The 19,692-nt window shown below is 43.7% G+C and carries 10 protein-coding genes; 6 read left to right on the top strand and 4 right to left on the bottom strand.

The features are described 5' to 3' along the window. Window positions 1-85: 85 nt before the first annotated feature. Window positions 86-562, bottom strand: a complete 477-nt coding sequence (locus AC1DM9_RS20225) for a small multi-drug export protein (RefSeq protein WP_339207415.1) — start codon at window positions 560-562, stop codon at window positions 86-88. Between the two features lie 24 nt (window positions 563-586). Continuing rightward, the gene (locus AC1DM9_RS20220) at window positions 587-1,615 is read right to left on the bottom strand and encodes a peptidoglycan DD-metalloendopeptidase family protein (RefSeq protein WP_477581844.1); all 1,029 of its coding nucleotides are present in this window, start codon (window positions 1,613-1,615) and stop codon (window positions 587-589) included. Between the two features lie 193 nt (window positions 1,616-1,808). Here AC1DM9_RS20220 and AC1DM9_RS20215 point away from each other — a divergent pair, with 193 nt between their 5' ends. The 3 genes from AC1DM9_RS20215 to AC1DM9_RS20205 all read left to right on the top strand — a co-directional run bounded on the left by AC1DM9_RS20215 (window position 1,809) and on the right by AC1DM9_RS20205 (window position 4,682). Next, window positions 1,809-2,567, top strand: a complete 759-nt coding sequence (locus tag AC1DM9_RS20215; protein ID WP_477581842.1) for a response regulator — start codon at window positions 1,809-1,811, stop codon at window positions 2,565-2,567. After that, window positions 2,564-4,315 carry a sensor histidine kinase gene (locus AC1DM9_RS20210; protein ID WP_477581840.1) on the top strand — a complete coding sequence of 584 codons (1,752 nt, stop codon included), beginning with the start codon at window positions 2,564-2,566 and terminating at the stop codon, window positions 4,313-4,315. The genes AC1DM9_RS20215 and AC1DM9_RS20210 overlap by 4 nt, the downstream gene beginning before the upstream one ends. A gap of 184 nt (window positions 4,316-4,499) precedes the next feature. Next, window positions 4,500-4,682 carry a hypothetical protein gene (locus tag AC1DM9_RS20205; RefSeq protein WP_430057365.1) on the top strand — a complete coding sequence of 61 codons (183 nt, stop codon included), beginning with the start codon at window positions 4,500-4,502 and terminating at the stop codon, window positions 4,680-4,682. Window positions 4,683-4,759: 77 nt separating this feature from the next. On the opposite strand, the gene AC1DM9_RS20200 is transcribed toward AC1DM9_RS20205, so the two are convergent. Next, on the bottom strand, window positions 4,760-5,422 hold the full coding sequence (locus AC1DM9_RS20200) for a PspA/IM30 family protein (RefSeq protein WP_477581837.1): 663 nt from the start codon (window positions 5,420-5,422) through the stop codon (window positions 4,760-4,762). A gap of 62 nt (window positions 5,423-5,484) precedes the next feature. Beyond that, window positions 5,485-5,700 (bottom strand): PspC domain-containing protein, encoded by a 216-nt coding sequence (locus AC1DM9_RS20195; protein ID WP_076271803.1) that lies wholly within the window; start codon window positions 5,698-5,700, stop codon window positions 5,485-5,487. 586 nt (window positions 5,701-6,286) lie between these two features. Here AC1DM9_RS20195 and AC1DM9_RS20190 point away from each other — a divergent pair. The 3 genes from AC1DM9_RS20190 (at window position 6,287) to AC1DM9_RS20180 (ending at window position 19,670) form a co-directional block, all read left to right on the top strand. After that, window positions 6,287-9,628, top strand: coding sequence for an outer membrane protein assembly factor BamB family protein (locus AC1DM9_RS20190; protein WP_477581835.1), 3,342 nt, complete (start codon window positions 6,287-6,289; stop codon window positions 9,626-9,628). A 432-nt stretch (window positions 9,629-10,060) separates the two neighbouring features. Then, window positions 10,061-10,732: a hypothetical protein gene (locus AC1DM9_RS20185; protein WP_477581833.1), complete on the top strand. Its 672-nt coding sequence runs from the start codon at window positions 10,061-10,063 to the stop codon at window positions 10,730-10,732. 1,615 nt (window positions 10,733-12,347) lie between these two features. Beyond that, a complete protein-coding gene (locus AC1DM9_RS20180) occupies window positions 12,348-19,670 on the top strand; it encodes an endo-alpha-N-acetylgalactosaminidase family protein (RefSeq protein ID WP_477581831.1) in 7,323 nt (2,440 codons plus the stop codon). Window positions 19,671-19,692 lie beyond the last annotated feature (22 nt).

Raw genomic sequence — 19,692 nt, 5'->3', positions numbered from 1 at the left:
AAAGGTGAATACACCAATGTGAGATAACCCTTTTTTCTGTTTGAGCAATAGGATTTAAGTGAGCCTGTATGCTCGATCATCGCAATTAAATTATTTTCATATAGCTAAATCCATAAACAGAGCCGAGCGCCATTACAATGGTCCATACGGCAAGGCTGACTGCCATCCATTGAATGACGCGTTTTCGCGAGGAGCCTAATGACAAAGCTAATAAAGCCGCGATGTCGGTACCCACAATAAGGGGAGCCAGCAGGGCAAGTCCGGGAAGACCGTAACGCTCCCAAATTCGCCTTGCGCGAGTCTCCTTTTTTGATGTTGTGGTAATGCCCTTCTTCAATTTCCGATTCGTATTCCACTTCGAAAATTGTTTGAAAAACAGGCCCAGGAGCAGTACCAAAAGAAAGTTGCCTGCAAAGCCGATAATGGCTACTGCTACTGGCGACAATCCTGCTACGATGCCAAGAGGTACGACTAGAAATACATCCAACCACGGCGCTGCTGCGAGTAAAAATAAAACAATATATGGCCATATCCCATCCGTTTGCTGAATCCATTCAATCATAATGTTCCTCCAGTTATTATTTATCTAATTAGCTGAGGAAATGGTTTCGCCTTGAGTCGGCTTCATCGCATTTTCCCACTTCACATTGATGGATCGGGCAGTGAATAGTTCGGGTCCGTCTGATAGCTGAAAATGCAAATGGGGCTCACTGCTGTTGCCTGAATTGCCGGTCAGACCGATGACGTCGCCTTTTTTGACCTTGTCTCCTGGCTTAACTGTTGCAGAGCCTTTCTTGAGATGCGCCAGATGGCTGTATTCTCCACCGTGATCAATGACGACATTATTCCCAGCAGGTTCATTCGGATTCATTACCCCAACAGGCGCATTATCTAAAATATCATTCACTACCGATATGATTATACCATCCGCTGGAGCAATGATTTCTTTCCCGAAGGCATAATAGCTTTCATTTTTGAGCGGGTCACCTTTATAGGAAAAATGATCCTTTGTTTGGATAAAATCGTACGCGTATCGCTGAATCTCTAGTTCATAATGATAATTCACCAGAACATTCTCGCCGCCCCAAAATACAAACCAGTCGCCTTCAAAAGGTAAAGCATATTTATTTTTGCTCAGCTTCGAATCGGTTTCAGGTGAGGAGGTTAGTTCCTGAACTTGAATTGATGTAATGACTCCGTCTGAATCAAACATTCCGAGAAGCCCCTTATTCCCCTCCTCACTCACCCATATGCGCCGGTCGTAACCATTAAGCTGTATAGTAGAGGATTTTTCGAAGCTATGGATCCCATTCGTAAACTCCTCTCCCGTCTTTTCAAAATCTGCTTCGCTTACCGCATCTTTTAAAGGCTGATTAAAACGGGCATAAATTTCCTTATACTTGCCGTCCAGCAGCGCCTTTGGCAAGTCGTCTGGCATAAGTAATTGGTTCGTCGTCTCCGTGGGGCTCATTGTTTGTACAGCTCCTGGCTTGGTGGTCACTGCTGAGTTTTCTCCGCTGCAAGCGGCTAGAAGTAAAGCTAGTGAACCAGCAGCTAATGCCGTTTTTGCAGTCATTGCTGTACCATATATATAATTCGTTGCTCCTTTTTTCATTTTCATCGCCTCCCGATAATAACATTGTAGCAGCAGAGTCTTAGCTCTTATGAAACCCATCATTAACGCACTCTTAACTTTAAGAAGAGTGAATGGAAACGAATTAAGCTTCCCTTAAGATTAGAATGATTTAAAGTGAAAAAAATCATGCTATGATGATATAAACATCAGTTGGCGGAAGGAGCTGGCACGAATGAACCATGCATCGATTTTGCTCGTTGATGATGAGCAAGCGCTACTGGAGCTTTTGCAGACGGTATTGCGCAAGGAAGGTTACATGAATATTGATACCGTGCAATCGGGTGAAGAAGCCATTGAAGCTTGTGAAGCTAAAAAATACGATTTAATTGTACTGGATGTGATGCTGCCAGGGCGCAGCGGAATTGAAATATGTCCTTTTATCCGTCAAACGACGAACGCGCCAATTTTATTTCTAACCGCGAGAACATCGGATTTTGACAAGCTGACAGGGTTTGCAATAGGCGGAGATGACTACATTACCAAACCATTTAATCCGCTGGAAGTGGTAGCCCGCATAAGGGCGCAGCTGCGGCGGTACTTTAGTTCGTCAACGGAAACGGATGCCTTAAAAAATACCTCAGAAGATTCTCACAATCGAAAATCCAACGTTTTTGATTACGGCCGATTTAAATTAGATGAGACAGCAGGTGAGCTGATTATTGAAGGACAGGCTGTTTCATGTCCTGCGCTTGTGTTTCAACTGCTGCTTTTTCTTTGCAAAAACCCTAATCGAATATTCAGTAAAAGCGAGCTGTATGAGAAGGTTTGGGGTGAAGAAGCCTTCAGTGATGACAATACGGTCATGGTTCATATTCATCGGATAAGAGAAAGAATTGAAGCTGATCCGTCTAACCCAAAATTTATCGTTAACGTCAGAGGTATGGGCTACAAACTAGTTAAAGCGGATCAGCGGGAGCTTACTATGCCATGAATATTAAGCGACAACTAACACTGAAGTTCGTTCTTCAACTCGCAATAGCAGGAATGATCGTTCTTCTCATAGCTGCGCTGACTTTTTATTGGATGCTGCAGCGGTTTAGCGAGATTAACATAACACGTGATTTTGCCAGTGTAGGGTTAGAGCAGATGGTAGAATCCTCTAAGCTTGGCAAGAGTGGCATTACGTTTGCACCAAGCTTGCTGAGGCAGGTGAAGAAAAACAATGGTTGGCTGCAAAGCTTAGATGAGAATGGAAAAGTTGCTAGTGCTTATAATACGCCCAAAGATGTTCCCAACCAATACGGACCAGGTGAATTAGTTGAACACTGGATGGGGAAGAGCGCATTTCCTTACCAGATTGCGTTATGGATACAGCAGAAGGATGGGAAGAAATTTACAATGGTCTATGGGGCTCCAAAAGTAATAGAGCCTATATTGGAACAATTAAGTGAAGGGGAATTCATTGATTCTGAAAAGAAATTAGTCCTTCCAGATGCCTTATCAGGAAAAATAAGATCGGCTCATGCTTTTGTTCAACTGATCGATTCGGCAGGCGTGGAACTGGTCTCCTATAACAAACCCGATGCGGTACCTTCGTTATACTCCGTTCCGGAACTTGCGCTTCGCACATTGTATGGTGAAAGATACGGTTACCGGATAGCAACCTCGCATGATGCGGAAACAGGAAACACCTGGCTTGTCGGAGAGCCGAATACTGTAGCGGGAGATTCGGGCAAAAAGAAATGGATACCGGAGGAAGCACAGGTAGTCATTATCGGGTCCATTTTCTTGTTTATCTCCTTACTGGTCTTGTTCGTACTCCTCTCACTATGGCAGGCCCATCGCTTTGGCGCACCGATGCTGCACATGCTTGTGTGGCTCGATTCAATAGGGAAAACGGTGTATGAAGAACCTGTTGATCGTAGAGGTCTCCATCGAAGCCGAACGTCAGCAGGGAAATGGCGGCGAAGGTATCGTGTTTTTGCTGATGTGATGGTTTCTATTGAAAAGTTATCCAATGCCTTGAAGAGAGAGCAAGCGATGCGGGAGCAAACGGAAAGCCTGAGAGAAGAATGGATTGCTGGCGTTACTCATGATTTGAAGACGCCGTTATCCTCAATAACTGGTTATGCCCATTTATTAGCGGAGCCGGCATATGATTGGTCTCAGGAGGAGGTGCGTAAATTTTCTGCGACGATGCTGGAAAAATCGGCTCATATGGATATGTTGATCAGCGATCTTGCTATGACGTACCGATTGAGGTCGGGAATTCTTCCTCCTGAGACGATGAAGGTTGAACTGAACGCCTGGCTTTATGAAGCGCTTGAACAGGCTGCCGCTGATCCTGCTTATGGAAAACAGCGCATTGTATTTCATGCTGCGCAAGATGATGTTTGGTTCCAATTGTATACACCTTGGCTGGAGAGGGTAGTTAATAATTTAACTGCTAATTCGCTGCTTCATAACCCGCCTGATACCGTTTTGACGGTATCGCTTCTGGCGGATGAAGAAGGTGGCGGAATAACGATAAAATTCACTGATGATGGCGATGGTATGGATGAAGTTACATTGAATCGGCTTTTTGAGCGTTATTATCGCGGCACGGATACCGCATCCACCACCAACGGTTCTGGACTTGGCATGGCTATATCGAAGGGACTGATTGAAGCTATGGGTGGCAGGATTACGGTTAAAACAACACCGGGTGAAGGGACGACGATTTTGTTAATATGGGGCTGACAACGTCGACTTTCATCGAACAAACAACAGTTAAAGAATCGCTGCAAAATTAGTAAATAAATGAAAAAAAAGCTAGATCATGATATATTGATGATCTAGCGTTTTTTTTAATCTTCAAAAGAATGAAAAATGTAAAGATAACATATTCTTGTCAATCGAAATTATTTGCCAGGGAGGGGTAAGAATGCAGCAACAGGAAAAAGAAATACAGGAGCTTAAAGAACGATTAGTTAACGTCGAGGAAAAACTTCAACGTAAATCGAATTCTTCTAACGCTCTAAAGTTTGTACTGTGGTTCATCCTTATATTCGTCGTTCTACTGATCGCAATTGGCGTATTTCAATTTATTAGCGCTTCTTCATCCTAATTTAAAATAATATTCTAACGAATAAAGCGGCGGTCAATGACGTTACTATACGTCTTGCCCGCCGCTTTTAGTTGTATTTAGGCTTTTTTAGTTTGAAGCCGTTTAAGTTCTTCATCCACTCGAGCTTTGCGCTGCTCGAGCTGCTGATCGGAACCATATGCGCCAGCATGTAAGCTGTTGTATGAACCTTTTGTAAGCTCACGTTGTGCTTCTAATTCCATCACCTTTTGTTCAATCCGATCGAACCCTTGTGAAGCGGAGCTTCCATGAAGGGAGTTGGAATAGCCAGTAGAAGTTGCAGTTGTCTGCTGCACGCGGGTAATGAGCTCAGCGCGTTTTCCTTGCAGCCGTGTTTTCTCTTCTTTTAATGCCTCAATGCGATAACCGAGGTCAAGTACCGCTTGCTTTGCTAGCTGCTGCAGTCTAGCCGTTTCTTCAGCTTGTTCTAGATACAGCAGCTTCGCTTCAAGCGCCGTACGTGCTTCTGCTTCACGTTCCTCAACTGCCGCTTGCTCTGCTTTACCCTCGTAATAGCTCACTTGTCCGCTGAATTCACTTAGTTTAGATTGCAGCATACGATCCTGTGCTTGCTGCTGCGCCAGCGTATGTTCAGTTTTGGCAATTTCCTCATCCAAATCTCTCAAATAATGATTAAGCATCATGACCGGATTTTCCATCTTGTCCAACATTTCATTTGCTGCTGCCTTTGTCATACTAACTACTCGTTGTAAAATTCCCATTGATAATCTCTCCTTAAAAGTTTGTATTTGGTTTTATTTTCATTTGCATTCGTTTATTTGATTTAGTAGTGATCGGCAAATCGAAAGTCGTTGTTAATTGCTTTTGGGATAAAGAGGGTAGCTATAAAATATGCGAGTATAACCGTTCCGAAGCTGAAGAACGCCGCAATGACAACTAACAATCTAACAATAGTGGAATCAATGCCGAGCCATTGTCCGATGCCTCCGCATAGACCTGTCAGCTTGCTGTCTGTCGTTGATCGAAATAATTTTTTCATATACAGTCATCCTTTCGTGTAGCTCATCTATGTCCTTATTGTAGCCTCTTGAAGATTCTTTCGTAACGGTCCTCGGGCCATTTCGGTGCTAGGCTTTAGGCGGGGACTGTCTGCGACGGGCGACGGGGCTGCCGCTATTCTTATAGCAGTTATAGGCTGTGCTTTATTAGAAATTGCAATTGGGATTGGCGGTGGTCTTAGTTGAAATTGTAACTCCTTGAAAAAAGCTACCCGAAAATCATTAGAACTTTGGGCAGACTTATCGGGATGATCACGTTGTAGAACCAGAGAATTAGGGTTGTGGGTTATATGATCATTGCGTAGCTAGGCTATAGAAGCGTTGCTTCTTTGAAGGAGCGGCTTAGAAATTCTATTTCTGCTGGCAAACCTTCTACTGTGTAATCAGTCGGAACCGTAATTGCTGGCTGGGAATCTTGAATAAGGACTTAGTCGGTTATTGTTTACCACTTTCCCGCCTACTCGAGCGAGAGAGGCTGCTAAATTCCTTTACTCTATTCAACCAATCTACTATTATAAATTTAGATTTGAGAGATAATAATTAGTATAAATGGGAGTTGGGACCAACATGAACAGATGGTTTTATTATAAAATCGGAACTTGCTTGCTAATCGTTTTTACACTGCTCCTTCCAAGCATAGGCGCTTCGTCCTCTGTCCAAGCGAATGAGGCTAAACCTGCTGCTTCCTATTTAGCAGAGCGATGGAGCGAAAGCATCAAGGGAGGCGTAGCTGCGAATCCGGTCATCGGTGAGGACGGTACGGTGTACATCCTATCTCAGCAAGGGAAGGTTTATGCCTTTAGTCCTGCTGGCAAGCAACTGTGGACTGCTGATGTTAGTCCTATGGATGTGACTTCTTCAGAAAGAGAAGGTCAGCTCGAAATAGGAGCAGACGGGACCCTTTATGTCGGCTCAAGAGGGAATTTATATGCATTCAATAAAGATGGTGTGAAAAAATGGGAGTATGAAACAACCTATTCAAGCTTTCAAAAGGTTGTCGTTCAACGTAACGGCTTAATCTATATTCAAGTGAGATCAAGGGACCTGCTGCTTGCCATGCGTATGGATGGTACGAAAGCATTGGAACGGACCAATATAACAAGTTTGGTAAAGTACGCAGACACTTTAGAGGATAAGGTTTTTATTACATCTTATAAAATAGATACCAAATTTGTTGAGGGCAAGCTAAGCTCCGAATGGATATCTTATGCTGAGGAATTAAATGCTAGCGGCTCATCGCGCTGGAAAGTCAATATGTATGGATCATCTTATAATACCCCAATGACGGACAAGCAAGGCAATTTAATCGTATATTTAGAGGCTTCGAAAAAAGGAGATCAATCGGGTAGTTCACAGCTTAGTCAGGACAGAAGTCCAGGTGAGATTAAAGTGATCAGCGAGGGAGCTGTGAAAAAAAGTTACTCGCTAAGCGCAAGGTCATACGCTCCTGTTGTTTTTGATGATCAACAAAACGCTTATATTGTTACGAGAGATGCTGTCATTACTAAATTTGATACGCAAGGAAAATTGATATGGAAGCTGCAAATCGACCAAGATACTAATGTATTGGAAAACGGAACGGCAATGCAGCTGGATAAGGATGGTTCCCTTCTTTTCTACAGCTCATTGATTGGTTATGACAAGACGAAGGTTGAGAAAACCGAGCAAAGTGAATATTTTAAAAATCGCTTGCTTCGGATAAATCAAAGAGGGGAATTGCAATCCTCTATAAAGAGCGGCCTTTATGCTAGTTCGGTTGTTTGGTTAGACAATGGAATGAATGTAATAAATGGATATAACAAAGTTGTTTTGTCGGATTTGAAATCAACGAAGCTAACAGAGTACAACACAAATTCCCCCATTTATTTAACGTATAGGGATACCAATACGATCTATGTTGGAACAGAGAGCGGCCGGGTAATCGCGTTTGAAATTAAACAAGCCTCAAACAAGGACGATGCGGTTTCCATCACGTTTGGGAACCTCTTTCCGTACATTGAATCAAAAAGTACATACTCGCTATTTGTAACTGTGAAGTGGGCAGATGGCAAGGAGCAAACCAATCCGCAAGGCATCGTTTATCGCAGCAGCAATGAAAAAATTGCTTATTTTGATAAACAGGGCCTTCATACGGTCGGAGCTGGTGAAGTCGAGGTGAGCGCTGAATATTTGCATTTAAAGACGACAATGAAAATTAAGGTAAACGAGCGAGCTTATATGAATGAGCCTGGGGTTACCTATAGCGCTCAGCTTGTGAAAAATTGGGGGGTGTCACTGCCTACACTGAATAGCAGTATTAATGAGGTATACCAGGCTCCCCTCATCTCGGATGATGGTACGGTTTATGCACTTAGCAGTCAAGGGAAGGTAGCAGCTGTCAGCTTGGAAGGAAAGCTACAGTGGCAATACGATTTGAAGGAGCAGGTATGGGCGAGGCCTGCAATTGGACCGGATGGACGGCTATTTATAGGAACGAATAGCGGTTTGCTTACAGCATTTGATCCAAGCAGCGGCAAGCAGGTTCTTCATAATATGGTGGCAGCTAATCAGCGCAATACTATGATTGGCTGGGATCGTTCCGGTAATAGATATACAGGATTCACAAATAATAGTATTGTAAGGGATGGCAACAAACGCAGCGTCACCAGTCATCTTGAAGCATCAAATGTATCGGATAGTCGGCTGTGGCTGATATCGTTGAGTGGAGAAATCACACATTTTGAGCCAACTTTAAACGATATAGGAGACACGTTATATATTATTACTACGGCAGAAGAAGCGGTTGGTGAGAGTTCGGCTATTCCTTCAGGTATTGTACAAATTCGTAGACATGGCACACTTTACGCTATTAATGCTTCATCTGGCAGCATTCGTTGGAAGTATGAGCTCGGTGTGTCAGATAATACATTTTATAAACCGTTGCTTCTTCAGGATGGGACCATTGTTACGGGCAGCTCACAAGGTACTGTAGAAGCAATAGATAAAGAAGGCAAATCGAAATGGAAGAAAAATTTGAAAGTATATGCCTATACAGGACCATTTTTAAGCGAAAATAAGCTCGTTATATTTAAACCTGGCGAGAATATTGGCGTGACCGAGGGAGAAKAGCTTATCCGTTTTATTAATGTGAAAAATTATCCCGAATCCACCAATAGCATCAATCAGCAGCAGAATGAATGGCTTCTTACTTTATCTGATAATACTTACGCTAGTAGAGGACGTCATTCTCTTGCATCGTATAATTTAGCAGGCAAGTTGAAGTGGGAGCTCCCTATCGCTGGAGAGAAGACGGCAGTAAGTAGAATTAGCAACAACTTTCAAGTCGCGGTTATCGATTCAGCAGCTGAATTAACCTTCTCTGATATTAAGGTTAAACATACTTCTGGACTTTTATTTTCTGATTTGAAGCTGCACTGGGCAAAAGGAGCTGTTGAGGAACTTGCAGCAGCTGGCGTTGTTGACGGTTTTCCAGATGGAACATACCGTCCTGCAGCTCAGGTAACGAGGGAGCAGTTTCTAGCTATGCTTGCGAAGAAATTGAAAGTTTCTGTTAAAGCAGAAAACCTGTCATTTCTTGACGTCCCGAGCACGCGCTGGTCTAGGCCTTTTATTGAATCGGCTGTAACACGAGGCTGGATTGATGCTTCAAAATATGGAAATCGCTTCAAGCCTGAACAGCCGATTACAAGAGAAGAGGTAGCGGTATGGACAGCAAAAGCTCTAAAGTTGATCGAAAAAACGGATGGCTTAGCTAAGATTTCTGACAAATCATCCATACAAGCATCAAACCTTGGGCTGGTGGGCGCAATAATAGATTCCGGTATTATTACTGGCTATAAGGACGGGAGCTTCAAGCCGCTCGCGACATTGACTCGTGCAGAGGCAGCTGCTTTATTGGCACGAATGTAACAAGTTAGAGAGAGAGTGTGAAAAAAGGAAACAGCTTAAGATGTAGCATTAGCGTCATAGGCTGATGTCTTTTAAAAGTTGAATAAGATAGTTGTGACGTAGAACGTCATAGTATGACATATTATAAAAAGATGAATAAAATAGTTTTGACGTAGAACGTCATAGTATGACATCTTATAAAAAGTTAAATAAAAAAAGTGTGACGTAGAACGTCATAGGCTGACGTATTTGAAAAGTTGAATAAGATAGTTGTGACGTAGAACGTCATAGGCTGACATCTTATAAAAAGGTAAATAAAAAAAGTGTGACGTCGAACGTCATAGTATGACATCTTATAAAAAGTTGAATAAAAAAGTGTGACGTAGAACGTCCCTGGTTTTCCTCTGTTCAAGAGGAGCCAAGGACGTTTTTTCATTTTGAGGAGGATGAGAGATGGAATTTGCTGAAGAACATGAGAAATGGTTGAAAAAACATTTGCGTGCAAGTAAGGGAGAGCACAAGAGCAGGCTTCAGCGTGGACATGGGCATGGTGAACGTTTGTTTTTGAAGCAAGTTTGGTGGCCGATGATGGGTAGTTTTGATCATTTACATCCGGAGTATGAAGTCGTGGATTGGCGTGGGAACCCTTTTTATATTGATTTAGTTTGGCAGCGGGGAGCGACGAGGTTCGCTTTCGAAATAAAGGGTTATGGACCTCATGTTCAGAATACCGATCGAATTCGATACCGACGGGAATTAAATCGGGAGACATTTCTGCAAGTGCTTGGATACCGCGTCGTGTCCATACCTTATGACGAGTTGGAGGAAAAGCCGCAGCTTATTGTGTCTTTGCTGCAGTCGCTGCTGGCTCCTTATTTGGTGACTCACACGCAAGAGCAAAACATGACACGCCTGGAGCGTGAGTTATTGCATTATGCGTTTAGGTCGAACAAGAACATTCGCCCAGCCGATGTGATGAAGGAGTTTCATATTAATCGCCGCACGGCAGTCAAATATTTGAAAAGACTGTGTGACGTTGGCAAACTGCGTCCAGTTGTATCTGGAAAAGGCATTCGTATTGTCAGCTATGAGCTAATACGCTCGGCTTTTAATCCTTTTTTTTAGGGAACGGAAGTGGACGTAGAAGTAGGACTAGGACTAGGAGTAAGAGTAAGAGTAAGAGTAAGAGTAAGAGAGGAATTAGAAATGACGGCTGAATATGTGTGAATGTGTTCATTTGTGGAGTGTGTGACTTGTAAGTATCTGGAGTGTTACTGGATTGCATGCAAATTGTATGTAAGTGGAGTGTGGTTTAATTGCATGCGATTTGTGTAGGTAAAGCGGGATTGAAATGGTGTAGATGGATTGTGAATGTAGTGTGTGTGGGGTGTGAATTTGGATTGTGCACGTAATGTGAGTGAAGTATGCATGTACCGCGCGTAAAGTTTGAATAAGCGCAGGAGTGCATCTATTTTCAATAGATAAGGTGGAATTTACTCAAATAGGTGCACAAGTGCATCTATTTGAGTGATTTGGAAAAGTAGTTGTCGGAATAGGTGTATTTATGCTCTTAGATGAGCCTGCTGATATGAACCGGGGTGCTCACTTAACTAATCAGCATGTACTCTCGACTGTTTTTGTTGAGAGTAGATACTGGACTATGAGGGAATGTGCGTTTGTTTAGTGTATTGGGTGTTGGGTTATGCGTTTGTAGAGCGTGCAAGGTGTCCGATTGGATGATTGTTAAGTGTACAAGGAGTGCTATTAAACTAACAGTATGTGATTTGTGTAGGTTATGTGCATTGAGAGTATAAGTGGTTTACGCATGTTGTGTGATTGTAGTGTGCGTGACCGGATGTGAAGTGTAAATAAGCGCAAAAGTGCACTAGTTTCTATCAAATTTGATGGAAATGATGCAAAGAGGTGCAAAAGTGCATCTAGTTGAGCGGATTTGTAAGGTAGCTGGCGGAATAGGTGCATTTATGCACTTAGATAAAGTTACTGCTGCTAACTGGGGTTCTCACTTAGTTATCCTGATTTTTGTTCTTCGCTTTTGTAGATAGTGATAAATGGGTGCGCAGCAGTGTGCATATTTTAAGTGTATTTGGAGTGAGAGTATGCGTTTGTGATATGTGCAAGGATTTATATGTGAGTTGTGTAGGTAGTGTAATTAGAGTGTTTATATGGTTTGTGCATGTAGTGTGATTGTAGTGTGCGTGACCGATCGTAAAGTGCAAATAAGCGCAGAAGTGCACTTATTATTATCAAATTTGATGGAAATAACACAAATAGGTGCACAAGTGCATCTAGTTGAGCGGATTTGAGAGGTAGCTGGCGGAATAGGTGCAGAAATACACCTAGATCAAGCAATTGAGGTTAACTATGTACCTAAATGAAGCTATTACAGTTAGCTCTGCACCTAATTTAAGTCATTACGGTTAGCTGTGCACCTAGATCAAGCAATTGAGGTTAACTATGCATCTAAATGAAGCTATTACGGTTAGCTGGCACCTAGATCAAGCTATTGAGGTTAACTATGTACCTAAATAAAGCCATTACGATTAACTTTGCACCTAGATGCAACTGAGCGGGTAACACCATAGCACCCGCCCCACCCCATACAGACTTTTTTCAAAAAAGATCAGACTTCTAACAAAAATGATCATTCTTAAGCGCTTTCATCTGTTCTATGCTAATAAAATCCAATTAGGATCAGATTACCATGGAGGATGGGTGAAAGATGATTAAGAGGAAAAAAAGCACGGTTTTCAAATTGTATGTTTGGATGATTTGTTTTGCTATTTTGAGTCAGCTGGCTGTATGGCCAAGTGCGGTATCCTTTGCAGAGGAAGTCGTTGAGGTAAAAACGATCGCGAGCATTCCCTCTATCGAGATGAACACAACAATAGGGAACTCGCCGATTCTTCCGCTGGAGGTACAAGCTGTATTTAGCGATGAATCCGTTGGACAAGTTCAGGTAAGCTGGGACGAAATTGATCCCTCGCAATATGCTGAGGCTGGAGCTTTTAAAGTAGAAGGCAGCGTTCAAGGCACTCCCCTCAAAGCTTCCGCAGAAGTTACAGTGAGGGAAAACGATTTTACAGTATTTCTGAATGAGATTACGAGCAATGTGCCAGATGGACAAAGCGTCGTTTCCTACAGCAACAATTATCAGTCCATGCAGCCCGAATTAATGACTTTTATGAAAGGAAACGGGACTACATCGGTTAACAATGGGCTGACGGTAGAAATGAATTCGTTAGAAAAAAATATCGCTATTGCTGCTTGGGATAAAGGACCATGGCTGTCCGCCGGCACAATCGATGCAACACTGCGTTACACCAGCGGGACGCAAGGTAATATCGGGTTTGTAATCGGTGCCTATAATTCTACCCAAGGATTGTCTATTCGTTATGATGCGGGTACGACTTGGGTCATTCAAAGCCCAGATGGTTCTGGCGCGTGGGAATCTTTTGAAGGACCCGAGTTGAAAATGGATACCGATTACCGGATCAAGATTGGTTATAACGGAAACAAGCTATTGGTTATCGTTGATGGCGTTACCTATTACAACAAGGAAACGAATTTATTGAATTTGAAGGCTGGAATAGGTCAGGTGGCCTTGTATAAACGTTTTGCGACGGGACAAGTCGTTTTGAAGGATATTAACATTCAAGGCGTTGGCCAAATCGAAAAACCGTCAGATATCATTAATTATGTACAAAATTATGAAGACCCGGCGTACACACCGCGTTGGTCCGGACTTAACGCTCAAGTGGTAACAGACATTACAGGCAACAAGGTATTATCGCTAAAAAAAGGAGCTAAAGAACGCGGAGCAGATTTGGATTCCCCGCAGCTACAATCGGGTACGCTTTCATTGGACTTTAAGCTAGTAAATCCTGTTAAGCTTTCTAGCGGCCAAGGTTTTGCATTTGGCTTCAGAATGAATGAGACGGCAAGCATCTTTAGCGAAATCGGAGTCGATCCAAATCGCTGGTTGCCTGAATCCAGCTCCGGTTGGGGCAGCAATTTAAATATTCCTTATCCGATTCAGGGGAAATGGAACAATCTATTGTTCAATTTTAATGGAAAAACAATTACGGTCTATATGAACAAAAAGCTAGTTGGCGATATTACATTTGCTGAATTTACCGATGCGGCTGGCTTGTTTGGACTTCGAATCAGAAGCACAGTAGAGCTGTATATCGACAACCTGCAGTATACGAATCAAATGATTACTCCAAAGGAATTGGTGCAATACAGCAACAACTTTCAGGATGGCATTACGGGAGGGTGGAGCAGCGGCTCTTCATCCATCATCAAAGAAGGCAGCAATCGCTTTTTGAAGTTGTCCGGTATCACGGGCACGGTATTGAATAACGATGCGCCACTCCTACAGAGCGCAACCTATATGCTGGATGTAAAACCTACGACTGATGCGATTGGTTTTGCTATAGGCAGCAGCTCTTTGGTGAAATTTGCGAATGACCACTGGATTTTGGAGAAGGATGGCAGCACTATTCCTTTTGTAGCAAGTGACGCTATTTCATCGAGTCCATTAGTTATGAGTTGGAATAAGGTCGGAATACAATATAGCGACTCTTCGGTCACACTAAGTATAAACGGAGCTAAGTTGACTGCGAATTTACCGTCCGGACAACAATTCGGAGAAGGTTCATTCGGAGTATACGGGCAAGGCGACTTGTATGTGGACAACATTTTGTTCACGGAGGAATTTATCCAAATGGATACTTCCCCTGTCGCAAGCAAGATGTATTATGAACAATATTATGAGACAGCTTCAAGCATGAACTGGACAGGACTCGGCGGCAGTCAAGTCGTCGATGGTTATTTGAAGGGCAGTATCGCTTCGGGATCGGTTGCGATAAATGAAGATATCGTACCTGTGAAAAACGGCGTATACCAGGTCAAGATGAAGACAAATGCTTCGTCCGCAGGAGTTAAAATCGGCAATGCAGCCATTTATTACGAAGGTCAAGGCAAATGGATGTATCAACCTAACGGTGGAGAAAAAATAGCTATCGGAGACAGCGTTGAAATTGTACCTGGCAAAGATTTTATTTTGCGGGTAAGGTTGATCGAAAATGAGTTGAATCTTTATGTGAATGGCATTTTGGTGGGCACTGTCCAAACGAAAAACTTCACACCGGGAGCGTTTGGAATTTATAATTCCGGAAATGAAGTGATGCAAGTTGAGATGGATGCGATGACCGCAGAAGAAATTAGAATATATGAGCCTGACTTCACTACGCCTAACTGGAGCGCGATGGATTCGAGCAGTCCGGCCGTGCTGGAAAGCGGCGAAGGCAGCGTTAAATTAAGGCTGCCCGGCGTATCTCTCGTTACCGATAATAACAGTCCAGACGTTGTCGATCAGAAAGTAACCTTTGATTTCAAGACGAGTGTAGGCGCTGGGACAGACGGAGGGCGCTATGGATTTATTTTGAGAGGATATGACGATAACCGCTACGTATCTATCGTTCATGACATCAATGGAACTTGGAAGCTTTCTGCAAACGGCAACGATTCCAACTTCCCTACTGCGTATTCCATGGCGGCGGATACTGTGTATAAAATCGAATTGAATCTGATCGGCAACACAGTTACTTTCGCTATTACTGATGCTGATGGCAACAGGACGGATATGGGCGCGGTTACGGATAATACGGTGACCTCAGGGGCTGGGAAATTTGGAGTGCGTTCCTGGTATAGCGCCAAAGAAATGACGATTGCCAATCTCAAAGTGGTTGAACAGGAATCCATGCCAAGGCTTCAGCTTGCGGCGGAGCTTGATTCGATCACCAAAGACGATTTGACTGTGACGCTGAATAAGGGTTTTCCGAGTATTTTTTCTTATCAGGTCGGCAATAAGACGATGAAAGCAGCAGACGAGCAAACAAATACATTGCAAATTAACAATACGGAGTATACAGCTCAGACGGTTTCGGAAAAGGTTGGCGAAAGCAAATATGCCTATACGATGGCTTTTGACGAAATTGGCGTGGTGATTAAGGCTTTCATAGAAGCAAAAGAAAATAACGTTGTTCGATTCGAAGTGAGCGAAATTCAAGAAAAAAGTGATTTTGTTGTCAGATCTCTCGAGTTGAATAGTTCACTCTTCTATGTGGATAGCTCTATGAAAGGCGCGACGTACGCTTGGAACAAGTCTGACGGCAAGTGGCACGGGATTTCGGAAGAGCTGGTTGACGACATGTCCAAAATGAATCAAACCGGTTCATTCGGCACAACGATGACGATGGTGAGCGCAGAAGGACTGGGCGCGTCTATGGAAAATAACGTAATGAGCGGCGGAAATAAGATACTCGTTAACGCCGAGAAAAAGTCCCTTGTAAATAAGCTTACCGTAAAACCAGGATCGTGGACTTATCGTCATACCCAGAGCAATGAAAAGGAAGCACTGCCGTGGTATAACGTTGTTCTTACCGAGGATCGCAATTCCGATGGGAAGGTAGACTGGCAGGATGCGGCTGTGGCTTATCGTAAAGAAATATACGTGCAGCCGTTCGGCGCCGAAGACATGAAAAACAATATGATGTACATTGCGTTCAACTTCGCTAGTCAGGCAAATGATCCGTTCCTGAACGCTTTGGACACTGGTAAAGTGCTGTACAATTATTCCGACGGCTTTGGACAAATGATTTTGGAAAAAGGTTATCAGGCGGAAGGGCATGACGATGATATTCCTTCTTACTCCAACATTGGGGTGAGACAGGGCGGATTAGCCGATTTTAACTACTTGATTGACGAAGGGGCCAAATATAACCTTCGCGTCGGCGTTCATTTAAACGCCACAGAATACCATCTTGATGCAAACGAGCTGAACTATTCCAATCTGACAGGCGCTACGCCAAACGGATATAAACAGGATCGGCTAGCAAAAGGTTGGGATTGGATCGATACGAGCTATTATGTAGATCAGACAAAGGATGTTTTGAGCGGTGATCTGAAGTCACGATTTACAAACTTGTACAATCTCACCAAAGATCCAGCAAACCCGAATGACCCTGCTTTGGATTTTTATTATATCGATGTATACACAGGCAACGATTACAACGCTTATAAATTGCTGCAATATGCAAATGGCTTGGGGTTGAAAGTAGGAACCGAATTTGCGGGGCCGATTGAGCCAGGATCGGTATTTGTCCATTGGGGAACGGATTTGGGTTATCCGAACCAAGGGAACAAAAGCATTCTTTACCGATTGGTTAAAAATGACCTCGATATTTTCGTCGGCAACGCGCTGTTTAAAGGCCAGAAAATCCCGGTCGTAGCGACTTGGGGGGATTCGAAGCCAGATATTCAACAGGGTGTAACCGTGTTTTTCAATGAAGTGCTTCCGACAAAATTTATGCAGCATTATGGCGTCATGAAATATGAGACGGATCAAGTGACTTTTGAACAAAATGTTGTATCCAAACGAAACAAAGCAAGCAACAAGATTGAGCTCTCCAAAGACGGAAAAGTCATCTCTTCTTGGAAAGATACCGGAACAACGACGGACACAGTCGAGCGTCATACGAGCGAAGCAGACTCCTTGATCCCTTGGCTGTGGGATGTGAAGACCAACCAGCCTCTAGGAATAAACGAAGGAGCTAAATTGTACCACTGGAATACGACCGGTAATACGACGACTTGGCAACTGACAAATGATTTTAAAGACGTTGCATCGTTTAACATGTATGAATTAACGCAGCAAGGCAAGGTGCTTGTAGATACGATTGCTGCGGTGGATGGATCGCTAACGATTGCGAAGGCAAGCAAAAATACGCAATATGTTCTATACCCTGCAACAGCAGATGCTTTAAACCTGATTCCTTCTGCGGGTGAATGGGGAGAAGGCAGCCTGATTAAGGATTTTGCTTTCAATTCAGAGAAATTTAATGTTGAAGGATCATGGTCTGTTAATGATACGGCCAATGCTTCCATTAAGGTCGTTCAAGGCGATGTTGGATACGACACGACAAAAGAAATGGTAAGGTCCAACTGGAACCGCTATGCGGAAATTGGAAGCCGTGCTGGTGAGTTGTCTCAGCAAATCACTGGATTGATTCCGGGAGGAGAGTATACGGTTGGTGTATGGACTCAAACCGTTAAAGGAAGAAAATCCTCTTTACAGGTAACCATGAACGGCAAAACGTACAGCAATTATGTAACAGGCTTGGACGGTTCACATCAAAGTTCATTTAAATATGTGGACACAACTTGGCAGAGAATGAATGTGAAATTTAAGGTGCCAGAAGGCACGACAACGGCAACAATCAAGTTAATCGCAGATGCTGGAGCTGGCACTGTGCTATTCGATGATGTCCGAATTTGGAAGCATCTGACGTCGGGAAGCGGTGCTGAACAAGCTGGTTATGTCGTGAAGGAAGATTTTGAGAATGTGTATGAGGGCTGGGGGCCTTTCGAGTATGGAGGCGGCAGTCGAATGATTCATATAGCATCGGATCAGAGCAACCCGCATGATAACAATCCGATTGTTCAGGCAGCTGACCAAAAAATCGGTCCTGTCATGACTTGGGTATTGAATGGTCAGAATTCATTAAAGCTGAATGAAACTGACATGGGCAGACTGATCAAATCAAATGAGTCCGACATTAAATTAAAAGCGAATAAGACGTATGAGCTTGGCTTTGTTTATACGATGGAAAATGGGGTTACCTACGAGGTCAGCGTGTTGTCTCGTTCGACCGGCACTGCGGTGTTGAAGGAAACGCTGCAAAACAAGCCTAATTCGGGGATTAAGGTAGAGGATGGCTACATCCGCTATAGCCAAACCTTCACCACTGGAGCCGAAGACGACTATCAGGTCGTGTTTAAAATGATTGCCAAAGGCGCAGGTATCGCGACTTCCGATTATGCTTTTATATTGGACGATTTCTACATCAAAAATACGGGCGTTGATTATGCCAAGGAGCTCCTGCTGCAAGCAATTAAAGATGCACAAGCGCTTAAAGAAGCAGAGTATACGTCTGTGACATGGGCGACTGTTGCCGCGACTCTGCAAAGCGCTATCGAAGTAAGCAGCAATGCTGAAGCAACAATAGAAATGATTGAATCGGCGAGGACAGCTTTGGAGAAGGCTGTGAGTGAGCTGGAGACTCATGTCATCACTATTGTAAGCTTGCAGGCAGTGTCAGTGACCTCTACGGTTGGAAAGGCGCCAGTGCTGCCTCAGACTGTGAGAGTTGTTTACAGTGACAAATCGGTTAAAGATCTTTTGGTCGTCTGGAATGCGATCAAAGCTTCCAATTATGCGCAAACTGGTACTTTTCAGGTAGAAGGCACGGTTGCGGGTACGACGCTTAAAGCGATCGCTACGGTGCAAGTGCAGGCGGACAATAGCGGACCGGGTATAGATCCAGGGACAGATCCAGGGACAGGGACGAATCCTGGAACAGGTACAAATCCGGGAGCGGGCACTGGTCCAGGCACAGGCACAGATCCGGGAGCGGGAACTAAAGTGACTTTCCAGGATACAGCCAGTCATTGGGCTAGAAAAGAAATTGAAGCTCTTGCAGCCAAAGGCATTCTAACAGGTGTATCAGAGAACAAGTTTAACCCTAATGCGTCCATTACTCGCGCTGAAATCGCGGCTATGTTCACTCGGGGATTCAATCTCCAAGCAAGCACTTCTCAATCGTTTGAAGATGTGCGTGGGGACAAGTGGTACAACAATGTGATATCGGCTGCATCGGAATCGGGATTGCTGCAAGGAACTGGAGGCAATCGATTTGAGCCCGACCGTTCCCTTACCCGTGAGGAAATGGCTGTCATTATCACGCGCGTGCTGCAAATGAAAGGTAAGCTGCCGACTCTTGCGACATCTGAAGAAGCCATTTTAGCGAGCTTTAAAGACGAAGATCAAGCAGCCGCTTGGTCCAGAAATGCGCTGGCTATTTGTATCCAAGCAGGCTTGTTGAAAGGCATGCCGGATCAAACGCTCAAAGCCAACAAAGAGCTGACTAGAGCGGAAGCGGCGATTGTATTGAGCAGATTGTTCGGCTATTTACAATAGATTTAAAGTTTTTAGAGGACTT

This window comes from Paenibacillus sp. 01T431 (assembly GCF_056398625.1).
Note: the sequence above shows the minus strand (reverse complement) of the source record. Positions and strands in the feature narration are given on the sequence as shown.